The sequence below is a fragment of the Francisella uliginis genome (assembly GCF_001895265.1).
Lineage (GTDB): Bacteria > Pseudomonadota > Gammaproteobacteria > Francisellales > Francisellaceae > Francisella > Francisella uliginis.
In genome coordinates this window covers 371,430-391,984 of sequence record NZ_CP016796.1, presented here as the reverse complement: position 1 = coordinate 391,984, position 20,555 = coordinate 371,430, and the positions used below count along the sequence as shown (strand labels likewise).

Below are 20,555 nucleotides of genomic sequence, written 5' to 3'. Positions count from 1 at the left end.
TTAAGTTTGTTTAAATATAAAACTTACGTTTTCTGTTTGTATAGTTTTTCTGGCTGCACTATTAAAAATCTGTGGAGGTGTGGTATTCTTAATCGCATTAATCAAAGACTGGTCACATCTATAGCTACCAGATGTTCCTGTTAACTTGATAAATTTACCATTTCTAATAATAGCTCTTGGTAAGTTATAAATGCCTCGACAAGGATCTTTAATCCAATTATCACCTACTCTAGTTTGATACTCAGCTATATAACTAGAAATAGCTCTTTGAGCCTGATTCTGTTCTGCTTGCCTTTTAGCCGCTGCTATTGCCTCAGCTCTTGCTTTTGCTAATCTTTCTTTACGAGCTTTACGTTGTGCCTCCAACTTAGCCTGTTTTTCTTGCTCTAATTTACGCTGTTTCTCTTCTTCTTTACGTTTAGCTTCTTGTTCTGCCTTTTTCTTAGCTTCTTCTTTTGCTTTACGCGCTGCTTCTAATTTGGCTTGCTTTTGCTGCTCTAACTTACGTTGTTTTTCTTGTTCTTTGCGCTTTACTTCTAGAGCTGCTTTCTTTTTTGCTTCAATTCGAGCTCTACGCTCCGCCTCAGCTTTTTGTTTCATCAGCTGCTCATGTCTTTTTAGGGCTTTTTGTCTAGCCTCTTTTACATCTTGTCTAGCTTGATGCAATTCTTGTTGATGATTTTCATAATTTGATATTTGTTTATTAAGCTCACTACTACTTATTGATGTAGCTTGAATAACTTGCATTTGCTTTGGAGTATTAGCAACTTCTGCTTTTAAAGATGCTGAAGTAGAATCAAATTTCAATATACTTATATAAGATAATATATAAAGAACTAAAACTATACCGATATGGACAAGTATCGCTCTAACCACAAAAGGGTTATGCTCAATTTGTTTTCTAAAAGATTGTAATAACTTTTGGTAATTAAGATTTGCCATCTTCTGTGACTAACCCCACTTTGTCAACACCAGCTCGTTGAATAAGAGCCATTGCTTTTACTACTTCACCATAACTTGCGCTACTATCACCTCTAACATAAACTGGCTTACCAGGGCTTTGCTGTGATAAATTTACGACAGCATTTGCAAGGGCTCTAGAACTTAATGGTGCTTTTGGATCACTAACACCTTGGTTAACAAAGTACTCACCTTGTTTATTTACAGTAACAACTATTGGTTTACTGTCATTAGATGGTATTTTTTCTGACTTTGCTTTAGGCAAGTCAACTTTTACACCCTGAGTTAGAATCGGTGTAGTAATCATAAAAATAACCAAAAGCACTAACATAACATCAATGTATGGAACTACATTAATCTGAACCATTGGTCTTTTTTTTCTAAAAAATCTTTTATTTCTTTTTTTCATATCTAGAAGCCTTTATTAGCTTTCTTGATTTTGATGCTGCACTTGATCTCTATGTGCTTCTTTTAAAAGTAAAATACATAAATCATCTTGGAATGACTCATAACCAGATAATACATCATCAACCTGATTTGATAGTCTACTATGACCTATAACAGCTGGAATAGCTACAAACAAACCTAAAGCTGTCGCAATCAAAGCTTCTGCAATATGTGGTGCAACCACTGATATTGTAGCCTGCTCAACACCACCAAGAGTATTAAATGACGACATAATCCCCCAAACTGTACCTACAAGACCAATATATGGAGCTACTGCACCAATTGTACCTAATGCTGGAAGCTTTCTATCTAATTCTTTAGCCTCTTGAGCAATTGCTATACTTACAGTTCTTTCCATACCCTCAAGTATAGTATCACCCTTTAAAACACCTGTTTCTTTAAGATTATTAAACTCTCGCAAAGCTGAACAGAATATTATTGATTTACCAAAAATATTTTCTTTATGTTGTAGATAGTAGTCATAAAGCTTTTGTATATGATGACCTGCCCAAAATAATTTATCAAATTGTGTTTGTTCATTACAATATTTTTTAACACGATTGTTTACCTCAAGCATTATAGCCCAAGAATAAACTGACATAGCAATCAAAGCTATCATTATAAGCTGAACAATAAAGTTTGCATGCCATATCAGCTGAATTAGAGAAAGAGAGTTATCTTGCATAATTAATCCTAAAAATTTATGTTTCTTTATTTTTACACACGCTTGTTCGCAACATTATACGTAAAGATTTTAAAATTATAAACAGTTTAATTTACTAAAATCATACTTAAATCTGTTATTATTATTAATAATATATAATTTATTTATTAAAAGTAGATATAGAATGAAAAAGATAACTTTTTTGGGACTTTGTATCATCAGTACTACATTATTTTCATGTTCAACTTCTACTGATGATCAATTTAAATACGTAGCTCCACCACCAACCCAAGGAAGTTTAAATTCAAATGGCTCAGATTTAAACCAGTCAAAAGAAGTTGCTAGTCAACAGAAATCAAAAAATAATACTTGAAACAAAGAATAAAGCTATGAGAGCTAAGAATCAGCGTCAACTATTTTTTTACCATCAACACTCGATTTATCATTTAAATCACTATTTTTCATTTTTTGCTTATATTTATAATGAGAGATTGGACCAGACAAAGCATAACCAATCATTATTAAATATAATAATTTCTCAGGCATAGTAAATAACATTAGAATAATCAATATAAAGCAGATCACATAAATTTTACTAATATTACCATGGCCATCGCTGTCTTTATAACTTCTAAACTTAATATCGCTAACCATCATAAATGCTAAATATAAAGCTGTAAATGCTGTAAGAGCAACTACCACAATACTTAAAAATGTAGAGTCTCCCACTAAAAATCTTTGCCCCATCCAAATAAGACCCGAAATTGTAACAGCTCCTGCTGGACAAGGCATTCCGTAAAAGTATAATCTACGTTCAATTATATCATCCTCACTAAGATCTTTAGGAGTCTGCTGCGTATCAAATTTTGCTAATCTTAATGCTACTGCCAGCAAATATAAAAAACAAATCGCAGCACCTAGCGAACCTAAATTATGCAAGCTCCAAAAGTACATGACTAAAGCAGGAGTCGCCCCAAAAGAAACAACATCTGCTAAACTGTCTAAAGCTGCTCCAAACTCTGTTTGAGTGTGTGTGTATCTAGCAACTCTACCATCAAAAGCATCAGCAAAACCAGATAGTAACATGTATACAGCACATGATATAAAACTCTCTTGAAACGCTGATATAATAGCTAAAAAAGCAAATAATAAACTAGCACTAGTAAATAAACTAGGGAGTATATATTTAGACCTTTTCATATCTATATTTTCTAACAACCACATAACTGCACCTTTTATCTTATTAAATCAGGCCTTAATTTTTTTGCTTCATGCAAATAAACATGCCTAATATCTTGCTGTTTCTTTTCTGTATTATATGTCAACATAACTCTAATACAAAGTTCTAAAGCACCATCACACATCATTTGATGGCAATCTATAAGTGGAACATCTACCAAACCTATCTCACGTGCAGCAACTGCTGGAAAAACAGATCTGATATCTGAAGTTGCCGTAAATATAATATTGACAATATCTTTAGAATCTACAGAGTTTTTTGTCAATATATAGTATAAAAGCTCTTTTGTTGCCTCAATAACATTCTCTTTAGTATCTTTTGCTATTGTTGTCGCACCTCTAATAGATCTTTGCATAATAATACTATTCCACCTTTATTTTAATAGACTTTTGCTTCAAAAGTCTTGGTAATGGGAAATGAATTTCTTCTTTAATTCCATCAAACTCTTCCACTACAACATTATCACTACAAACCTGGGATATCTTAGAAATTATTTCCTGAACAAGATATTCAGGTGCTGATGCTCCAGCGCTTACACCACAAACTTTCTTATTCTCAAACCAAGATTTTTTAATATCTAAAGGATTATCAATCAAATAAGAGTCCATACCTTGTAATGTTGCTAACTCTTTAAGCCTATTTGAGTTAGAGCTATTTTTAGAACCTACTACTACCAGCATATCTATTTCTTTAAGCATCGATTTTATTGCAGTTTGACGATTTTGTGTCGCATAGCAAATATCTTCTTTTTTAGGTCCCTTTATATTAGGATACTTATCTTTTAAAGCCTGTATTATACTCTGTGTTTCATCAACAGAGAGAGTTGTCTGTGTTGCATAATAAAGATTATCCGGATCATTAATTTTTAGTTTAGCGACATCAGTTTCATTTTCAACTAAATATATAGCACCTTTTGTACTACGGTATTGCCCCATTGTACCTTGAACTTCGGGGTGCCCCTTATGTCCTACAAGCACACATTCAGCATCATTGTTACTAGCTAATCTAACCCCTCGATGAACTTTTGTAACTAAAGGACATGTTGCATCATAAAGAACAAGATTTTTCTTAGTAGCTGCTTCTTCAACCTTTAATGAAACTCCATGAGCACTAAAAACACATACAGAATCATCAGGAACCTCATCAACTTCCTTAACAAATATAACGCCTTTCTTTTTGAGAGAGTCTACCACTACTTTGTTATGCACAACTTCATGACGCACATACACAGGAGATTTTTCTACTTCTAGAACTTTCTCGACTGTTTCTACAGCTCTACTAACACCTGCACAAAAGCCACGCGGATTAGCTAGCAATATCTTCATTTAACTTACCCTCTTCATCAGCAATATCTAATATTCTCGCTTCAAAAACTATTATTTGACCTGATAATGGATGATTAAAATCAACTGTAACATCATTCTCACCAACTTCTGTAACTAACCCTGGAAGCTTAGAGCCATCTTTTTGACTAAATGATACAATTAAGCCTTCTTCTAGCTCCATATCTTTAGGAAATCTATATTTTGGTACCGAATAAATACTCGCAGGATGCTTCTCACCGAAAGCTTCTTCTGGCATTAACACAACTCTCTTGCTTTCACCAACGGTTGCACCTACAAGCTCATTTTCAACCTTGTCAGTAAAACAACCCTGACCCATTTGAAATATAAAAGGTCTATTGTAGTTTTCTGTATCCTCAGCAATAGAACCATCCTTAAGCCTAAACTTAAAATGCATTTTAACAAAACTATCTGATGCAACTTTCATATTATCTTTTATTACTTAATATTTTGCTTTCCAAGATATCATATTTAAATTTTTTAGTCATCTAATCTTTATACAAAACAGTATTTTAGACTTCAACAAAATGTTGTAAATACTCTACACAAATATCCTAGACTTATAGTAGAATAACTTTCATAGAGAATTTCTTTTGATATATAAAAAACATGAAAAAGCTATTATATACTACATTTTTAGCAGTTTTTGCAGCATTTATCACAAGCTGCGACACTATGAATAAAAAAGATAATGAAAATAATAAACCTTTATCATTCCCAACTCTGAAATACTGCAACCCTGAAATGCTAAAGAGTGATAAATCTTTTATCTGTATACAACGCCAACAAGGCGCTGATTTAATAGAAACAAATATTAAGTTTGATACTGACAGTTTTACATTAAATAACCAAGCTAAAGCAGTTCTAAATAAACTTTATGCATATCTAAAAATTACTGGTACTACTAGATTTACAATAAGAGGCTATGCTGGAAAAATCGACTCAGACCTTCTTACTGATAAGGACCTACTAACTGAACATAACATACGACTATCTAAAAATAGAGCCATTAGTGTCAGAGAATATTTAGTTAAAAAAGGCTTAGAACAAAACGATAGTATAGAACCTGCTGATGGCATTAAAATTGAAGCAATGGGGTATCAAGATCCTATAGCTCCTAATGACTCTAATGCAAATAGAGCTATCAACCAAAGAGTAGAAATATCTATAGAAAGTAAGCTTGTTGAGCAAATTGATAATATTGAACACAATTTGAAACATTTACGTCCAGCAGATTATACTAAGTTCTTCTCAAATGTATTTCTTCTTAACGGTAATCAATTAGATGATACTTCTGAAATATATGACTCGCGAGAAAAAAGACCTGTATTAGGAAGTCACTTTACAATATTTGCTAACAAACAATATACTGCAAAAGATGATAATAGTAACTTTATTATAGTATCTAAACCAAAACCAATTTCTAATTTTAATGATGACCAAAAAGTTTACAAACTAGGGTCTGCTAATTATAAATTCACTTATAAAGGTATAACAGCTTTAACAATCAAAAACTTAAATCGTGAGGCTAGCGTTGGCGACTATGTTATTCCTGATGATCTTGTTTCTGAGAAGCTACCTGATGAGACTTTTAGAGCTAATGAGAAAGTTATCGCAAATGTAATGGAGGATGTAATGAACACTAGCACATTCTCATCATCTTATAACAGTATTCTTCTAAACAAAGGTTCTGCTGATGGTTTAAAAGTTGGTACTGAAATGATCTTATATGAGCCTGCAACAAGAACAGACGGATTCCCTATCCCTCCAAAATACATCGGATATGGTTTCATTTATAGAATATCTGACCATTACTGTATAATGCTAGTAGTGAACTCTTTACAAGAAATAACTGATAGCTCAATGGCAACAACTACTCTATAATGCAAAATAACATAAGAAATACAATCATTCTATCAAGCACCCCGTACTTTGGCATTAGCCGCTTTTTAAAAGCCTCATCAGAAAACTTTTGCTTTAAAGAAATTATCAAACACCCTTCTAAATATTCAAAAGCCTTATCTTTACGTCAAGAGACTATAGATTTTCTAAATGCAAAAAAATATGAGCTATATTTGGAGAAAGTTAATAAGTGGTTAGTAAATCCAAAAAACCAAATTTTAACTTTCTTCGATAGCAACTACCCTAAAAATTTAAAACAACTAGCAACTCCTCCTGTTATATTATATTGCACAGGAAACATAGATTTACTAAAGAAATCACAATTAGCTATAGTTGGAGCAAGAAATCATTCTACATATGGAAAAAACGTAACAAAAAAACTCTGTACAGACCTTCAAGGTTCAGAAATATCAATAATAAGTGGGCTTGCTTATGGCATTGACACTCTAGCTCACAAATTTGCACTTGATAGTAACCTTAATACAATAGCTGTAGTCGGTACAGGTGTTGATCTTATATATCCTAGCTCAAATAGAGAACTATATAATAAACTAATAGAAACCAATAATTTAATAATTTCTGAGCTTGCCTTAGGCACTGCTCCTTTACGCCATAACTTTCCTCAGAGAAATCGTATAATTAGTGGCTTAGCCAAAGGTGTTGTGATTGTTGAAGCTGCTAAGAAAAGTGGCTCATTAATTACAGCTCAATTAGCCTTAGATCAAAACAAGGAAGTTTTTGCGATACCAGGGAGTATCTTTAGTACAACTAGCGAAGGATGTAACGAACTAATAAAGCAGGGAGCTAAACTTGTTTGTGATATCAAAGATATTCTCGAAGAAATAAATCTACCTTCCACAACTGTACAGCAAAACATTAATAGCTCAACTAATAAGCATATTGACCTTGATACTAATGAAAATACCATATTAAACAATATAGATAGAGAACTAACAACTTTAGATAAAATCATTATGAGATCTAAATTACCATATAACCAAGTAATATCGATTCTCTTTGAGTTAGAGCTTAAATCTTTGGTTGAATCGATACCTGGTGGTTACATAAATACTCAACAATAACTCCTACAAAATATTATTTCTTTTATAGCTTTGTTATAATCTAAATATCAAGCATCATATTAATGTAAAATGCTTCTAGGAAGAATTCGACACGTCATTTCTGGCAAATTATTCATAACCATACGCTCTTTAGCTAACACATACTTAATTTTTTATAAAAATATGTTCTAAATTGCATCAGCTATAATCAAGAATAAGGATTTCAAACATGAGTAAACAAAATTTAAGTCCATTTGAATTCAAGGAAGATCTAATAAAGCTAGCAAAAAGTAAAACAGATAGATTAATGTTAAATGCAGGTAGAGGAAATCCTAATTTTTTAGCAACATCTCCAAGACATGCCTTTTTACGCCTTGGTGATTTTGCTATTAAAGAATCAGAACGCTCATATTCTTATCTTGATAATATTTTCGGCGGATTACCTGAAAAAAAAGGTATCTTAGAAAGATTCGACCACTACTCTTTAATTAACAATAATGAAAACGGTATTAACTTCCTAAATGCTACTCTATCTTTTGCTAATGATCATTTAGGAGTTAATAAAGAAGATCTATTGTATGAGATGGTTGGTGCTTTTTTAGGATGTGATTATCCTTATCCTCCAAGAATGCTGCCTATTATGGAAAATATTGTTATGCATTATTTACGTAATGAACTCTATCAAGATACAGATACTCCTTTAGAGTTTGATGTCTTCGCAACAGAAGGTGGCACTGCAGCAATGACATATATCTTTCAGTCGATGAAGATAAATGGTTTACTCAAGCAAAATGATAAAATAGCTATGATTACACCAATTTTTTCACCCTATCTTGAAATACCCCAACTACCAGAGTACAACAATGAAATCGTTAATATTCATGCTAGTGAAAAAAATGATTGGCAAGTCTCAGATAAAGAGCTTAAAAAAATAATAGATCCATCTGTCAAAGTTTTATGTTTAGTAAACCCTAGCAATCCCCCATCTGTCAAAATGGATAACTCAACTTTAAATAATTTAGCTAAAATAATAACAAATGATAGACCAGATCTTATGATTATCACAGATGATGTTTACGCTACTTTCTCTGATAACTTCGAATCAATATTCTCCAAATGCCCTTATAACACCCTTTGCGTGTATTCTTTTTCGAAATATTTTGGTGCAACAGGATGGCGTATTGGTACTATTGCATTACATAAAGATAACGTCTTTGACTCTTTAATTAATAATCTAGATAATCAAAAACTTAAAGAGCTTGAAAAACACTATGGCTCATTAACACATACACCTAGTAAGTTAAAATTTATTGATAGATTAGTTGCAGATAGTCGCTCAGTTGTCCTAAATCACACAGCTGGCATTTCTTTACCACAACAATTACAAATGACTCTATTCGCTCTTTCTAGCCTTCTAGACAATCAAGATATTTATCGTAAAGAAGCAAAAAATCTTATTCGCCGCCGCTACAATATCTTATACAATTCCATCTCGCCAAAATTGCAAAAAGACTTAGATGAAAACAATGTAGGCTACTATACATTACTAGACTTAGAAAAACTTTCAAAAAAGATATATGGTAAAGACTTTTCTAAATGGCTAATGCAAAACCATAGTGGGCCAAAGGCTTTGAAAATACTAGCAAAGGAAACAGGTATTGTTCTATTACCAGGCAAAGGCTTCGATGTCGAACATCCTTCTGCTAGAGTCTCATTAGCAAACCTACGAGAGTATGACTATAGACAAATTGGTATCAATATCAGACAACAGTTAGATAACCTGTATTCTAGATATAAAAGCCAACTAAAAATAAAATAGACTTTTCTTATACTAATCACTAAAATATAGCTTTTAGTAATTTAGTAATATCAAAATGTTACATAAAATAGAATCTTTCTTTGACTTAAAAGCAAATAATACCTCAATAAAAAAAGAGTTTTTGGCAGGTTTAGCCTCTTTTTTAGCGATTTCATATATCATTGTAGTTAACCCTAAGATTTTAGCATCTGCTGGAATGCCTAGCGATGCACTGGTTACAAGTACCATAATAGTAGCTGCATTTGGTAGCATAACTATGGGTCTATTTACTCGCAACCCGTTTGTAATTGCTCCTGGAATGGGAATGAATATTTTCTTCTCATATACGGCAGTATCAGTCTACCACTTACCATGGCAAACTGCTCTAGGAGCAACATTCTGGTCTGGGATAATATTCAGCTTACTTGTAATTTTAAATGTCCGTACTAGAATTATGCTTAGCTTACCTAAATCAATCAAACAATCTCTAGGTGCTGGCATAGGACTTTTTATAGCATACATTGGCTTTGTAAATGGCCATTTTATAACATCTCATGAAGGTTTATTAACTCTTAATACAATTAATCCACATACTATATTATTTTTAGTGTGCCTAATTTTGTTAATAATTTTGTTTATTAAGAAAGTTCCGGCTTCAATTATTGTAGTCATCATTATCGGATATATAATATCATTCCCTATTTCTTATATCAGCCATGAGAAAGTAGTATCACTTCCTAATCACATTATAAGTTTACCTGATTTTTCACTGATTGGACAAATCGATCTTATCAATGGTTTAAAATTTGCCATATTACCAACAATCTTCACCTTTTGCTTTTTAAGCTTATTTGATGGTACAGGAACAATCTCTAGTCTCTATGCAAGTATGAAAAAAGAACACAACCATAGAGATAAAGAGCTTAAGAAGACTTTTCTTGCAGATGCAGCAAGTGCAACAGTATCAGGAATACTCGGTTCAAGCCCATCTACAGTTGTTGTAGAGTCTGGAGTAGGGATTGCACAAGGAGCTCGCTCTGGCCTTACTGCAATATTTGCTGGATTAATGTTTTTACCATTCTTATTCTTATCCCCTCTAATAAGCTCTATCCCTATAGAAGTAATCTCACCAGCACTTGTATTAATAGGCATAATGATGATGCAACAAGTAGCAAAAGTCGACTGGTATGATTTTGTTCAAGCTACCCCTGCCTTTTTCACTATCATTATGATGACTCTATCCTCATCAATATCAACAGGGATTGCTACTGGAATTATTGTTTGGTTTTTAGTTTCAATTTTCTGTAATAGAAATGAATTAAATTTCACCGCTGGAGTTATAACTGTATTCTGTTTTATAATGTTTCTCCACGCAGTTAATTTATTTTAAATAGTTACTTAACAAAGAATAGAGAAACTACCATTGTATATAATTTAATATTTACTAATATATCTTTCTCTATCATAATATTGTTATAGCAAAATAAGATAACCTTCTCAAAAGCATTAAGATATATAGTTATAGTAAATAAAGGAGAAAAAAATGAATTTTAAAAAAACGTTAACAGCTGTATTAGTTACTGGAACTTGTGCACTATTATTAGCATCTTGTGGTCCTAATAAAAAAGAACAAGCATTAGCAAACTTAGAGCAACAGCAACATGATCTTAACCAAAAAGCAAGAGATGAAAAATTACAAGCAGACAACCTAACTACTGATGCTAGCAACCTTGATAAAGAATCAAAAGAAAGCAGCTCTAAATCTCAATATGAAAAAGATCAAGCTGCTGTACTAAACGCAAAAGCAGAACAAAACCTTTCAAAGGCAGCTAGCTTAGACTCACAGATAGCTGCAGCTAAAGCAGAGGTAAATGCTCAAGATTCTTAATAGATCTATCCCCATTTTTCTTGATATTCTTTCTTATTCCAACCGGTTCTAACATAATCACCATCTACAACTAAAGGCCTTTTGAATAATAAAGCATCTGTAACTAATAATTTAAAAGCTTCTTCTTCAGATAAGCTTTCGAATTTATCTTTTAAGCCCATTTCTGCAAAAAGTTTGCCCTTAGAGTTGAATAAATCAATAACATCAAAATTACCAAGCTGTTTTATCTCTTGCATCTCTTGCCATGTTGGCTTTTCTTTTCTTAAGTTGATATATTCAACTTTTTTTCCTTTTTCTTCAAAGAACTTAAGAGCATTTCTAACACTTGTACAATTATTTATTCCAAATACTTTTATCATTACATTTTCCTTACATATTCAATTCACTAAAAGAAAAACAAATCTTCTACTAAACCATCAAACATAATCTCAACGGTAAAAACGGCGGAGAACAAACATAACAATTTAGCAATCATTTTCATAACCTAATATACCCTCTATTCATAATATAGTTAATCCGAATGACTCAAGTAAAATAAAACCTGTCATTCCGGACTTGATCCGGAATCTCCTAGCCAAAGTGAAGAGATCCTGAATCAAGTTCAGGATGACTGCATAAGATTACACAATACAGTCGGATTGACTATATGTTTATTATTTTCACAGCTACTTTTTAAAATATCAATCTCTTTTAAATTAATTTAGCTAGCAAATTAAATACTTTTAATATTACATAACAATCTGGTATTTAATTTTGACTAGAGTATTAAAAAAAGAAGCCTTTTATACCATCAAACATCATTTCAACAGCTAAAGCGGTTAGAAATAGTCCCATTATTTTAGCAATAATATCCATAACATTATGACCTAAAACATCTAAAATTCTAGGTAATTCTCTAAAAAATATCCACAACATTAAAGTAACTAACAGCACACATCCAGAAGCAACAATTTTTGTTTCTGATGTTGTAAAGTAAACATGGACATCTGAGATTGTTGCAACTAATGATCCAGGACCTGCAATCAATGGTATTGCAATAGGTACAATCGCTAGTTTCCTAGTATCTTGCTGAGCTTTTGACGTTGGCATTGGAGGGATAACACCTATAACTCTTAAACCAAAGAAAAGTACTATAACACCCCCACCAAACCTAAAAGCATCAATATTTATACCAAAAGCATTTAAAACACTAATACCTATCCAAGTTACAATTATAAGTGTTATTAACACTGCAATCGCAACAGTAAAAGCAAAGGTATTTTGCTCTTTTTTATCTAGAGAATCTACGGCATCTAAATATATTCCAGAAATAGAAAAAGGGTTAATTATAGCTAAAAGTGTTACTATAAATTTTAAAATTATTGTTAGATGTACGCCTAAAATTACCATTTGATTTTTCATTTTTACTAAATTAGTACAAATGGTATTTATCTATAATCCAAATGTAAACCCTACTCGTAATATATTTGATTATTTTTATAGGCTTCTAAGATAATATCTAATTCTTCTTTAGTTAATTTATGCGACAATTTAGGTAAGTTATCTAACTCAAAAAAGTCAACTTCATCAACTTCGAAATTAGGATTATTTTCACCTCCAACAATCTCAGCTAAAAAAACTAAACTATAGACATTATAAATTTCACTTTGAGTATATTTGTTTCGATCCATTAGTGCTAAAAACTTAGTGACTTCAACATCATACCCTGTTTCTTCTTTTACTTCTTTGACACATGTCTCAACTGGTGAAAGATCAATATCACACCACCCACCAGGTATAGTCCACTCACCTGGTGTATCTGCATCTTGAGCCATCAAAAGCTTACCTTCTTTAAATATAACTACCCTAACTCCAGGCTGAGGTGTTGGATAATGAGTTCCTAAATAAATATCATATGGTTGAACGTCTGACTTTATATATTCATGGAGCATTTTAGTACTTAACTCAAGAAGCTCATGATAATTATCTAGTGCATATTCACATTTTGAATAAACCACTCCAGTATGAGCTATTGCTTGAACTTTCTTTATAAATTCAAAGATATTATCTTTATTCATTACTCTATCTTTTTTCAAAATCAAATAAGATAAAATATACCATATAACAAGATTGAGATTAATCATTAATAACAAGTAATAACTACAGGAAAATACAGTCAAATATAAAATTACAATTTTAAATAGTAAAAGTCTGTTTAGTAACTTCACCCCATTCTGGATCATTCTCTATTGATTCATAATAATTCTGACCCACTAAATTGAAAACAGCTTTTCTCCAAAAGGTAGTCGCATAATCTGCTCCCTGTATTTGTCTAATTTGCCAACACCCCTTATGCTTTAAAAAAATATCTTGTGCAAACTTTAAACCCTGTTTTTGTCTTCTAAAACCAGGCAATATAAAAAACTCTGCAACATCAAAACATTTACTTAGATCTTTAATAACCATAAAACCAATAGGGATTTGCTCAAAATATTTGAGATAACCGTAAGTATTTTCGGTATTAACAACTTCAGTTTGAACTTTATATAAGCCATTTTTATCCGGAAATTCTCCGGTTAGAGGTGCAAACTCTGCTTCATATACTTGAGATAAGTTATAGTAAATATCATTATTGCTATGATCTATTTCAACAATACTCATAAATTCACCTAAAAGATGCTAATCTTTACCAGAACTCTCATTTGTTATATTTAAATCATCATTTTGCTTAGGTTTTTTAAAAATTATTGTTGCTAATATACCTATCACAGACACTGCTAAAACAACAAAGAATATCTTTATAATAAAAAATACTATATCTTGCATAAATTTAACCTTTTTTATCTTGAATTTTGGATTTTTAGAGAAAATATCCTGAGACTATTTGTAACTTTTAATTATCGAGGCTTACAAGCTTTCACAGCATCTTTTGTAGTTGCTTTATCAATACATGATTTTTTCTGCTGTAACTTATCTAATTGCTGTTGCATTCTTGTGATTTGTTTCTGCATTCTTTCACTAATTTTTGCTTTTCTTGCTTCAAATTTCTGCTGTTGCTGATTATTAGCATTAGTATTGCTAGAGTCGGCAAAAATTACAAAAGGCGCTAGTAGTATAGTTGTTAATAATATTTTTTTCATTTTTACATCCTCTTGGTTATGAATCCAATATCAATCTTATCACAAGTTATCTAGAGTTTTACTTCTTGATCTCAGCAATCTTTGCTTTCCATAATTTAGGGCCTTGCTGATGTGCTGATACACCAAGTGAGTCAACTGCTACCGTTACAGGCATGTCTTCAACCTCAAACTCATATATAGCTTCCATCCCAAGATCAGCAAATGCTACAACTTCAGCCTTCTTGATTGACTTAGATATTAGATAAGCAGCTCCACCAACTCCCATAAAATAGACGGCCTTATTTTTTTTGATAGAATCGATAGTTGCCTGACCTCTTTCAGATTTACCGATCATTCCTGCTATACCAGCTTTTTCTAACATGAAAGGAGTAAATTTATCCATACGCGTAGCTGTAGTTGGTCCAGCAGGCCCTACAACCTCATCACCAACTGGATCAACAGGACCTACATAGTAGATAAATCTATCTTTTAAGCTTACAGGAAACTCTTGACCAGCATCATACATATCTTGTAAACGCTTATGCGCTGCATCACGACCAGTTAAGATCTTACCACTTATTAAAATATTATCTCCAGATCTTAAAGATTGAACTTCCTCTTTAGTAACAGTATCAAGATTTATTCTTTTAACATCAGCATCTTGATCTTGTTCAATAACAGGCCAATCTTCTAATTTAGGAGCTGGCAAATCAACAGTACCAGAACCATCTAATGTGAAATGTACGTGACGTGTGGCAGCACAATTTGGAATAAGTGCTACAGGCTTACATGCTGCATGCGTAGGATACTCATTTACTTTAACATCTAAAACAGTTGTTAAACCACCAAGACCTTGTGCACCTATACCTAAAGCATTAACACGGTTATAGATATCCAATCTTAACTGTTCAGTTTCATTTTGAGGACCATTTTTAATAATATCCTGCATATTAATCTCTTCGCCAAGAGATTCTTTTGCTAAAAGCATAGCTTTTTCAGCGGTACCACCAACACCAATACCAATAATTCCAGGAGGACACCAACCAGCACCCATAGTTGGCAGCATTTCCTCAACCCAATCAACAATACTATCACTAGGGTTTAATACTTTGAATTTTGATTTAAACTCTGATCCGCCACCTTTTGCAGCAATATCAATATCAATTTTATCACCGTGGACTAAATCAATATGCACAATCGCTGGAGTATTATCTTTTGTATTTTTTCTAGCTCCATGAGGTGGGAAAACCATAGACGCTCTAAGTGGATTATGCTCATCTGCATAACCTCTACGAACACCTTCATTAACAAGCTCCGTAATCGTTCTATCTGTTTTATCAAGTTTTGCATCCATACCAACTTTGACAAATGCACAAACCATACCAGTATCTTGGCAAATTGGACGTTTACCAGTTGCTGACATTCTTGAATTTATAAGGATTTGAGCCATTGCATCTTTTGCTGGTTTTGACTCTTCACGTTGATATGCTTCATACATCGCATCAACAAAATCTTTTGGATGATAATAAGAAATATACTGAAGTGCTTCTGCAACACTATTTATTAGATCTTCTGTTTTAATAACTGCCATTTTAGGAATCCTCTCATTGGAAAATATTAAATTTCAATAAATATTATAACAGTAATAAGGTAATTTTTAAGCTTGATTATCTTTTGATTTTATAAAAGATCTAATTAAAGATATTGTGTTATAACCGATAACTACAACTAACAACCAATGCAATCCATCTGTTGATAGCATTGTAACAATATTAACTCCAATAAATACTCCAATAATCCCAAAACAACCAACTATCAAAGCTTTTTTAAGAGGTATTGTATTATTTATTAGAAATGCAAATGTAGTAACAGGTTGCTGAATAGCTCCTGCTGTTGTCATAATTGGAAACGCAACTTTTGGCGACATTCCAAGTAAAAATAGTATAGCCTCGACTAAAGCGAATAACCCAACACCGAAACAGACTAAAAATCCTGCAAAAAACATCCCTATAAAGCCAACAATAAGTTTAATCCCGGATAGTTTTAATAAATCTCCCCCTACAGGTAGGATATTAAACAAATTACCAAGTAATAAAAGAATAACTCCAACAAATGCAAATATCATGATAAGCCTAACTGCTGTGGCATTAATTTTTGAAGCAAATATACCTCCAATAAAACCACCTAATGTTGCCCCAAGCACAAGAACTACTAAAGTAACAAAATCAACATGCAATACACCTAAAAAGAAAACCGCCTCAATAGCTCCTGGTATAATTTGAGCACCATTTACAAATCCAGGAAGCTCAACATCTTTTACTAATTTAAAAGTTTTTGCAATAGCTATATTAACAGCAAAACTCCCTACACCTATGGTATCAGCCACAAAAGAAATTATTCCGGTACACGCTAAAGCTATTTTTTGAGACAAACTTTGCACAGGATATTGATCATGCCCCTTTAAAAGTTTATATAACATATAAACCATGCACAAAGCAGAAAGTGCTATAACTAAAAAAATAACAATAAAATACATATTCACGACCATTCAAAAAAAATAATTAAGGCAAATATTAAGCTTTTTTATATGATTAGACAACAGAAATATTAATAAAGGATATTTAACAAAACTATATATATAAAACTACTTAGACAGAAAAATACAAAAGCTAAAATAATTGCATTAATAGTATAATCTTTCACTGAAGCTAATTTTCCTCTCTTAATACTGAATTTGTAGAGGGGTCTAGCTATTAATAAGGTAAACAACAAAGCTACAATTACAGCCACAATACTTGCTAAAATCATTTTTTACACGTCCACATAGTTAACTCTTTTATTAAACCATTTATTTACTAGTTTTTTTGCAATGTCAGGACTCTTTTGTACAACCGTCTCTGCTAACTGAGCAACTTTTTCATAATTATCATAATATTCATTTATATCAAAGGTTTTAAAAGTTGAAACTCCAGATTGCTCTTTGCCCAATATATCTCCGGCACCACGAATTTCCAAATCCTTTTCAGCCAGATAAAAACCATCTTGCGACTCTCTAACTAGTGATAATCTTTTTTTACCAACCTCACTAATTCTATCACCATATAAAAGTACACAAAAGCTCTCTTTTGCTCCTCTACCAACTCGACCTCTAAGTTGATGAAGCTGAGATATCCCTAGTCTCTCTGCATTATCAATTATCATGATACTAGCATTTGGCACATCAACACCAACTTCTATAACAGTTGTTGCTACTAGTACATCATACTTTGCTGATTTAAAAGCATTCATCTCTTCGAGCTTTTCTTTAGATTTCATACTACCGTATACAAGCCCAACTCTCTCTTGACCTAAGTAATCTGAGAGCTCCTTATGTAGAGTTTTAACGTCTTGTAAAAAGTCAAGATCTTCAGATTCTTCAACAAGTGGACAAACCCAGTAAATTTGCTCACCTCTAGATACTGCATCTTTGAGCTTTGTAATTAGGCTTTCTTTTTTTGCACGATTTAACACTGTTGTTACAATTGGCTTACGATTAGGAGGTAATTCATCAAGTATAGATAATTTCAGATTACCATATAGCGTCATAGCTAATGTCCTAGGAATTGGAGTAGCTGAGATTATAAGCTGGTGTGGGGCCAATTTATTACCATTAGCAGAAGTTTTATTTATTAGTGCTAAGCGTTGTTCAACACCAAATCTATGTTGCTCATCAACCACAACTAGACCTAGATTACAATACTCTACTCTATCCTGGAAAATCGCATGCGTACCAACAACGATACAATTTTCAAGAGTTTTTATCTTTTCAAGACTCTCTCTAGTTTGTTTTGCAGTCAATTTACCTAACAAAGGTACAACCTCAATTTCAAAGCTAGAGAAATAATCCGATAAAAAACTAAAATGCTGCTCGGCCAAAATCTCCGTCGGTGCCATTATTGCTGCTTGGTATCCTGATTTTACAGTAGCGTACAAAGCCATAGCCGCCACGATAGTCTTACCAGCACCGACATCTCCTTGAAGAAGCCTTATCATAGTATTTCTTTGTTCAATACCAGCCAAAATCTCATTAATTGCTCGAGACTGTGCATTTGTAAGACTATAAGGAAGCTTCTCAAGAAAACTTTGCTTCTCTTTCAATCCTAAAGAAAGTTCTGGCGATAATGGTTTAGTCATATCTTTTTTGATACTTTCTTCAGCTAATTTATAAGCTAGCATCTCCTCAAATTTAATGGACTGTCTCGCCTTGAGTAAGTATTTATCATCAATTGAGTTTGTTAGTGCATGAACATAATAAAGAGCATCTACAAAACTCATTAGACCATACTGTTTTAAGTACTCTTGTGGCAATATATTTACAACTTTTTTCTCATATAAAATTTTAGATATTATCTTTGCTATAAGCTTATCGGAAACTTTTTTAATCTTGTAAACAGCAGATAACTTTTGTTCTAACGAACTATTACCATTATTTACTATAGCCCACTCCGGATGTACCATCTGTGGGTTCAAAGATAACTCAACCTTACCATAACATCTAACGTACTGTGCTCTTTCTAGCATAGCTATTTGATTAGGATAAAACTTAAACAACACAATCGTACAAATACCAGTTTCATCACTTACCGTAAAGCGTAAAAATTTCTTGCCAAATTTTTTATAGCTTATATTACTAACTTGACCTTCTATTAAGAACTTTTTATCACTGACTAAATCTCTTATAGCAGTTATATAGCGCGTATCCTTATACTCTCTAGGAAAAATAGTTAATAGATCTTCTGGAGTATGTAAATTATATTTAGCAAGTGCTTTTACAGTTGCTTCACCAACCCCAGCAAAATCAACAAATTCCATACAATTATAACGAGAAGACAAAAGTTATAAAATTTTACCATTTTCAAAATTAAATAGATAATCCAATTGCTAATATCTATATTTATTGTTAAATTTAAAATCAATGAGTATCTAAAAAATTATACTTAAGATGAAGAAATTACTACCCTTAATATTTATTTCAACTGGCATCGTAGGTCTATCATCATGCGGTCAAACAGGTGATTTATACTTACCCAAAAAAGATACCAAAGTCGCTTCTGGATCAACAATGCTAACATCTGGATCTAGTGCTAAGCAAAATAACCTAACTAGTCAGAGCAATACCTCTTCAAGTGCTCAAAGTGCTCAAAGTGCTCAAAGTGCTCAAAGTGCTCAAAGTGCTCAAAGTGCTCAAAGTGCTCAAAGTGCTCAAAGTGCTCAAAGTGCTCAAAGTGCTCAAAGTGCTCAAAGTGCTCAAAGTGCTCAAAGTGCTCAAAGTGCTCAAAGTGCTCAAAGTGCTCAAAGTGCTCAAAGTGCTCAAAGTGCTCAAAGTGCTCAAAGTGCTCAAAGTGCTCAAAGTGCTCAAAGTGCTCAAAACAGCCAGAATAATACATCAGATATTCAAAAACAATCTAATGTTGCTAATTCAGGTTCTCAAAATCAAGCACCAACTACAACACAACAGAAACCTGCTCAACAAACTGTTTCTAAAAATTATATACTAACTAAGCAAGAACCTAGTGCTAAGATAGCTTCATCTAGTAGCACACAAAACTATCAACAAAATACTCAAGGCAATAACCAACAATCCTATCAATCAAACAATAAAACAGCAAAAGTTGATAATGACCCAACCCCTCCTGCAAAAAACTTTAATCCAAGTTCTAGTCAACTGATAGACTCTGGCGATAATTTTGCTTTTGACCAAAATATCCAGAACTCTTCAGAGGCTGGAGGTACTCCATCCTAAAGAGTCAAATAACTATTTTTAAAACACCTACAAAATTTAACATAGTTTTCAGTTTACTTTTGATAAAAAAAGCACTAGAATTACCGAGATATTGTATTAATAATAGTTAAATTAATGCCCAGGGAGGGTTTCTAATGTCTAAAGTTTGTATAGTTACAGGTAAAAGACCTGCTACTGGTAATAATGTATCACATGCTCAAAACAAAACTAGAAGAAGGTTTTTGCCAAATCTTCATACTCACAGATTTTGGGTAGAAAGTGAAAATAGATATGTAAAACTTAAGGTTAGTTCTAAAGGTATGAGAATTATCGATAAAAAAGGTATTGATACTGTTCTTGAAGACCTTAGATCTCAAGGCCACAAAATTTAAT

The 20,555-nt window shown here is 32.5% G+C and carries 24 protein-coding genes; 8 read left to right on the top strand and 16 right to left on the bottom strand.

The window, feature by feature from the left end:
* Genes tolA through tolQ form a run of 3 tightly spaced genes read right to left on the bottom strand, consistent with a single transcriptional unit; the run spans position 1 to position 2,092 of the window.
* Complete coding sequence (gene tolA, locus F7310_RS02000) at positions 1-942, bottom strand: cell envelope integrity protein TolA (RefSeq protein WP_072711392.1); 942 nt, start codon at positions 940-942, stop codon at positions 1-3.
* Complete coding sequence (gene tolR, locus F7310_RS01995) at positions 929-1,369, bottom strand: protein TolR (RefSeq protein WP_072711391.1); 441 nt, start codon at positions 1,367-1,369, stop codon at positions 929-931. Before tolR ends, tolA begins: the two co-directional genes overlap by 14 nt.
* Before the next feature lie 15 nt (positions 1,370-1,384).
* Complete coding sequence (gene tolQ / locus F7310_RS01990; RefSeq protein WP_072711390.1) at positions 1,385-2,092, bottom strand: protein TolQ; 708 nt, start codon at positions 2,090-2,092, stop codon at positions 1,385-1,387.
* Positions 2,093-2,255: 163 nt separating this feature from the next.
* Here tolQ and F7310_RS01985 point away from each other — a divergent pair, with 163 nt between their 5' ends.
* Positions 2,256-2,444: a hypothetical protein gene (locus F7310_RS01985; protein ID WP_072711389.1), complete on the top strand. Its 189-nt coding sequence runs from the start codon at positions 2,256-2,258 to the stop codon at positions 2,442-2,444.
* 23 nt (positions 2,445-2,467) lie between these two features.
* Here the strand turns inward: F7310_RS01985 and F7310_RS01980 are convergent, their stop codons facing one another.
* From F7310_RS01980 to fkpB, 4 genes are read right to left on the bottom strand one after another with little or no spacing between them, the layout of a single operon-like run.
* Complete coding sequence (locus tag F7310_RS01980; protein ID WP_072711388.1) at positions 2,468-3,295, bottom strand: CDP-alcohol phosphatidyltransferase family protein; 828 nt, start codon at positions 3,293-3,295, stop codon at positions 2,468-2,470.
* Positions 3,296-3,306: 11 nt separating this feature from the next.
* Positions 3,307-3,666: a chorismate mutase gene (aroH, locus tag F7310_RS01975; protein ID WP_072711387.1), complete on the bottom strand. Its 360-nt coding sequence runs from the start codon at positions 3,664-3,666 to the stop codon at positions 3,307-3,309.
* A gap of 7 nt (positions 3,667-3,673) precedes the next feature.
* Positions 3,674-4,636, bottom strand: coding sequence for a 4-hydroxy-3-methylbut-2-enyl diphosphate reductase (gene ispH, locus F7310_RS01970; RefSeq protein ID WP_072711386.1), 963 nt, complete (start codon positions 4,634-4,636; stop codon positions 3,674-3,676).
* Positions 4,617-5,081: an FKBP-type peptidyl-prolyl cis-trans isomerase gene (fkpB, locus tag F7310_RS01965; RefSeq protein WP_072711385.1), complete on the bottom strand. Its 465-nt coding sequence runs from the start codon at positions 5,079-5,081 to the stop codon at positions 4,617-4,619. Before fkpB ends, ispH begins: the two co-directional genes overlap by 20 nt.
* Positions 5,082-5,263: 182 nt before the next feature.
* Here fkpB and F7310_RS01960 point away from each other — a divergent pair, with 182 nt between their 5' ends.
* From F7310_RS01960 to F7310_RS01940, 5 genes are all read left to right on the top strand, one after another.
* Complete coding sequence (locus F7310_RS01960; protein ID WP_072711384.1) at positions 5,264-6,538, top strand: OmpA family protein; 1,275 nt, start codon at positions 5,264-5,266, stop codon at positions 6,536-6,538.
* A complete protein-coding gene (gene dprA, locus F7310_RS01955; protein WP_072711383.1) occupies positions 6,538-7,638 on the top strand; it encodes a DNA-processing protein DprA in 1,101 nt (366 codons plus the stop codon). The genes F7310_RS01960 and dprA overlap by 1 nt, the downstream gene beginning before the upstream one ends.
* A 208-nt stretch (positions 7,639-7,846) precedes the next feature.
* On the top strand, positions 7,847-9,436 hold the full coding sequence (locus F7310_RS01950) for a bifunctional aspartate transaminase/aspartate 4-decarboxylase (RefSeq protein ID WP_072711382.1): 1,590 nt from the start codon (positions 7,847-7,849) through the stop codon (positions 9,434-9,436).
* Positions 9,437-9,491: 55 nt separating this feature from the next.
* Positions 9,492-10,805 carry an NCS2 family permease gene (locus F7310_RS01945; RefSeq protein WP_072711381.1) on the top strand — a complete coding sequence of 438 codons (1,314 nt, stop codon included), beginning with the start codon at positions 9,492-9,494 and terminating at the stop codon, positions 10,803-10,805.
* A gap of 153 nt (positions 10,806-10,958) precedes the next feature.
* Positions 10,959-11,303, top strand: a complete 345-nt coding sequence (locus tag F7310_RS01940; RefSeq protein WP_072711380.1) for a hypothetical protein — start codon at positions 10,959-10,961, stop codon at positions 11,301-11,303.
* Between the two features lie 5 nt (positions 11,304-11,308).
* Here the strand turns inward: F7310_RS01940 and F7310_RS01935 are convergent, their stop codons facing one another.
* The 9 genes from F7310_RS01935 to F7310_RS01895 form a co-directional block, all read right to left on the bottom strand.
* On the bottom strand, positions 11,309-11,662 hold the full coding sequence (locus tag F7310_RS01935; RefSeq protein ID WP_072711379.1) for an arsenate reductase family protein: 354 nt from the start codon (positions 11,660-11,662) through the stop codon (positions 11,309-11,311).
* 406 nt (positions 11,663-12,068) lie between these two features.
* A complete protein-coding gene (locus tag F7310_RS01930) occupies positions 12,069-12,704 on the bottom strand; it encodes a MarC family protein (protein ID WP_084645165.1) in 636 nt (211 codons plus the stop codon).
* A gap of 50 nt (positions 12,705-12,754) precedes the next feature.
* Complete coding sequence (locus tag F7310_RS01925) at positions 12,755-13,405, bottom strand: NUDIX hydrolase (protein WP_145951757.1); 651 nt, start codon at positions 13,403-13,405, stop codon at positions 12,755-12,757.
* 73 nt (positions 13,406-13,478) lie between these two features.
* Positions 13,479-13,943, bottom strand: a complete 465-nt coding sequence (locus F7310_RS01920; RefSeq protein WP_072711377.1) for a hypothetical protein — start codon at positions 13,941-13,943, stop codon at positions 13,479-13,481.
* Between the two features lie 18 nt (positions 13,944-13,961).
* Positions 13,962-14,108 carry a hypothetical protein gene (locus F7310_RS10540; RefSeq protein ID WP_173647412.1) on the bottom strand — a complete coding sequence of 49 codons (147 nt, stop codon included), beginning with the start codon at positions 14,106-14,108 and terminating at the stop codon, positions 13,962-13,964.
* A 71-nt stretch (positions 14,109-14,179) separates the two neighbouring features.
* Positions 14,180-14,422, bottom strand: coding sequence for a DUF2756 domain-containing protein (locus F7310_RS01915; protein WP_072711376.1), 243 nt, complete (start codon positions 14,420-14,422; stop codon positions 14,180-14,182).
* A gap of 58 nt (positions 14,423-14,480) precedes the next feature.
* Positions 14,481-15,992 (bottom strand): fumarate hydratase, encoded by a 1,512-nt coding sequence (locus F7310_RS01910; protein ID WP_072711375.1) that lies wholly within the window; start codon positions 15,990-15,992, stop codon positions 14,481-14,483.
* Between the two features lie 66 nt (positions 15,993-16,058).
* Complete coding sequence (locus F7310_RS01905) at positions 16,059-16,880, bottom strand: sulfite exporter TauE/SafE family protein (protein ID WP_145951716.1); 822 nt, start codon at positions 16,878-16,880, stop codon at positions 16,059-16,061.
* Positions 16,881-17,212: 332 nt separating this feature from the next.
* A complete protein-coding gene (locus F7310_RS01895) occupies positions 17,213-19,252 on the bottom strand; it encodes an ATP-dependent DNA helicase RecG (protein ID WP_072711372.1) in 2,040 nt (679 codons plus the stop codon).
* Between the two features lie 130 nt (positions 19,253-19,382).
* Here F7310_RS01895 and lptM point away from each other — a divergent pair, with 130 nt between their 5' ends.
* Both lptM and rpmB read left to right on the top strand, forming a co-directional pair.
* Positions 19,383-20,183: an LPS translocon maturation chaperone LptM gene (gene lptM, locus F7310_RS10575; RefSeq protein WP_072711371.1), complete on the top strand. Its 801-nt coding sequence runs from the start codon at positions 19,383-19,385 to the stop codon at positions 20,181-20,183.
* Between the two features lie 134 nt (positions 20,184-20,317).
* Complete coding sequence (gene rpmB / locus F7310_RS01885; protein WP_072711370.1) at positions 20,318-20,554, top strand: 50S ribosomal protein L28; 237 nt, start codon at positions 20,318-20,320, stop codon at positions 20,552-20,554.
* Position 20,555: the final 1 nt, after the last annotated feature.

What these genes read in the sequence shown, in the direction of transcription:
- tolQ (WP_072711390.1), bottom strand. Translation starts at nt 2,092, where the DNA reads ATGCAAGATAACTCTCTTTCTCTAATTCAGCTGATATGGCATGCAAAC.
- F7310_RS01930 (WP_084645165.1), bottom strand. Translation starts at nt 12,704, where the DNA reads ATGAAAAATCAAATGGTAATTTTAGGCGTACATCTAACAATAATTTTA.
- F7310_RS01935 (WP_072711379.1), bottom strand. Translation starts at nt 11,662, where the DNA reads ATGATAAAAGTATTTGGAATAAATAATTGTACAAGTGTTAGAAATGCT.
- lptM (WP_072711371.1), top strand. Translation starts at nt 19,383, where the DNA reads ATGAAGAAATTACTACCCTTAATATTTATTTCAACTGGCATCGTAGGT.
- aroH (WP_072711387.1), bottom strand. Translation starts at nt 3,666, where the DNA reads ATGCAAAGATCTATTAGAGGTGCGACAACAATAGCAAAAGATACTAAA.
- tolR (WP_072711391.1), bottom strand. Translation starts at nt 1,369, where the DNA reads ATGAAAAAAAGAAATAAAAGATTTTTTAGAAAAAAAAGACCAATGGTT.
- F7310_RS01940 (WP_072711380.1), top strand. Translation starts at nt 10,959, where the DNA reads ATGAATTTTAAAAAAACGTTAACAGCTGTATTAGTTACTGGAACTTGT.
- F7310_RS10540 (WP_173647412.1), bottom strand. Translation starts at nt 14,108, where the DNA reads ATGCAAGATATAGTATTTTTTATTATAAAGATATTCTTTGTTGTTTTA.
- fkpB (WP_072711385.1), bottom strand. Translation starts at nt 5,081, where the DNA reads ATGAAAGTTGCATCAGATAGTTTTGTTAAAATGCATTTTAAGTTTAGG.
- dprA (WP_072711383.1), top strand. Translation starts at nt 6,538, where the DNA reads ATGCAAAATAACATAAGAAATACAATCATTCTATCAAGCACCCCGTAC.
- F7310_RS01985 (WP_072711389.1), top strand. Translation starts at nt 2,256, where the DNA reads ATGAAAAAGATAACTTTTTTGGGACTTTGTATCATCAGTACTACATTA.
- F7310_RS01905 (WP_145951716.1), bottom strand. Translation starts at nt 16,880, where the DNA reads ATGTTATATAAACTTTTAAAGGGGCATGATCAATATCCTGTGCAAAGT.
- rpmB (WP_072711370.1), top strand. Translation starts at nt 20,318, where the DNA reads ATGTCTAAAGTTTGTATAGTTACAGGTAAAAGACCTGCTACTGGTAAT.
- F7310_RS01960 (WP_072711384.1), top strand. Translation starts at nt 5,264, where the DNA reads ATGAAAAAGCTATTATATACTACATTTTTAGCAGTTTTTGCAGCATTT.
- F7310_RS01895 (WP_072711372.1), bottom strand. Translation starts at nt 19,252, where the DNA reads ATGGAATTTGTTGATTTTGCTGGGGTTGGTGAAGCAACTGTAAAAGCA.
- F7310_RS01950 (WP_072711382.1), top strand. Translation starts at nt 7,847, where the DNA reads ATGAGTAAACAAAATTTAAGTCCATTTGAATTCAAGGAAGATCTAATA.
- F7310_RS01915 (WP_072711376.1), bottom strand. Translation starts at nt 14,422, where the DNA reads ATGAAAAAAATATTATTAACAACTATACTACTAGCGCCTTTTGTAATT.
- F7310_RS01945 (WP_072711381.1), top strand. Translation starts at nt 9,492, where the DNA reads ATGTTACATAAAATAGAATCTTTCTTTGACTTAAAAGCAAATAATACC.
- F7310_RS01910 (WP_072711375.1), bottom strand. Translation starts at nt 15,992, where the DNA reads ATGGCAGTTATTAAAACAGAAGATCTAATAAATAGTGTTGCAGAAGCA.
- F7310_RS01980 (WP_072711388.1), bottom strand. Translation starts at nt 3,295, where the DNA reads ATGTGGTTGTTAGAAAATATAGATATGAAAAGGTCTAAATATATACTC.
- F7310_RS01920 (WP_072711377.1), bottom strand. Translation starts at nt 13,943, where the DNA reads ATGAGTATTGTTGAAATAGATCATAGCAATAATGATATTTACTATAAC.
- tolA (WP_072711392.1), bottom strand. Translation starts at nt 942, where the DNA reads ATGGCAAATCTTAATTACCAAAAGTTATTACAATCTTTTAGAAAACAA.
- ispH (WP_072711386.1), bottom strand. Translation starts at nt 4,636, where the DNA reads ATGAAGATATTGCTAGCTAATCCGCGTGGCTTTTGTGCAGGTGTTAGT.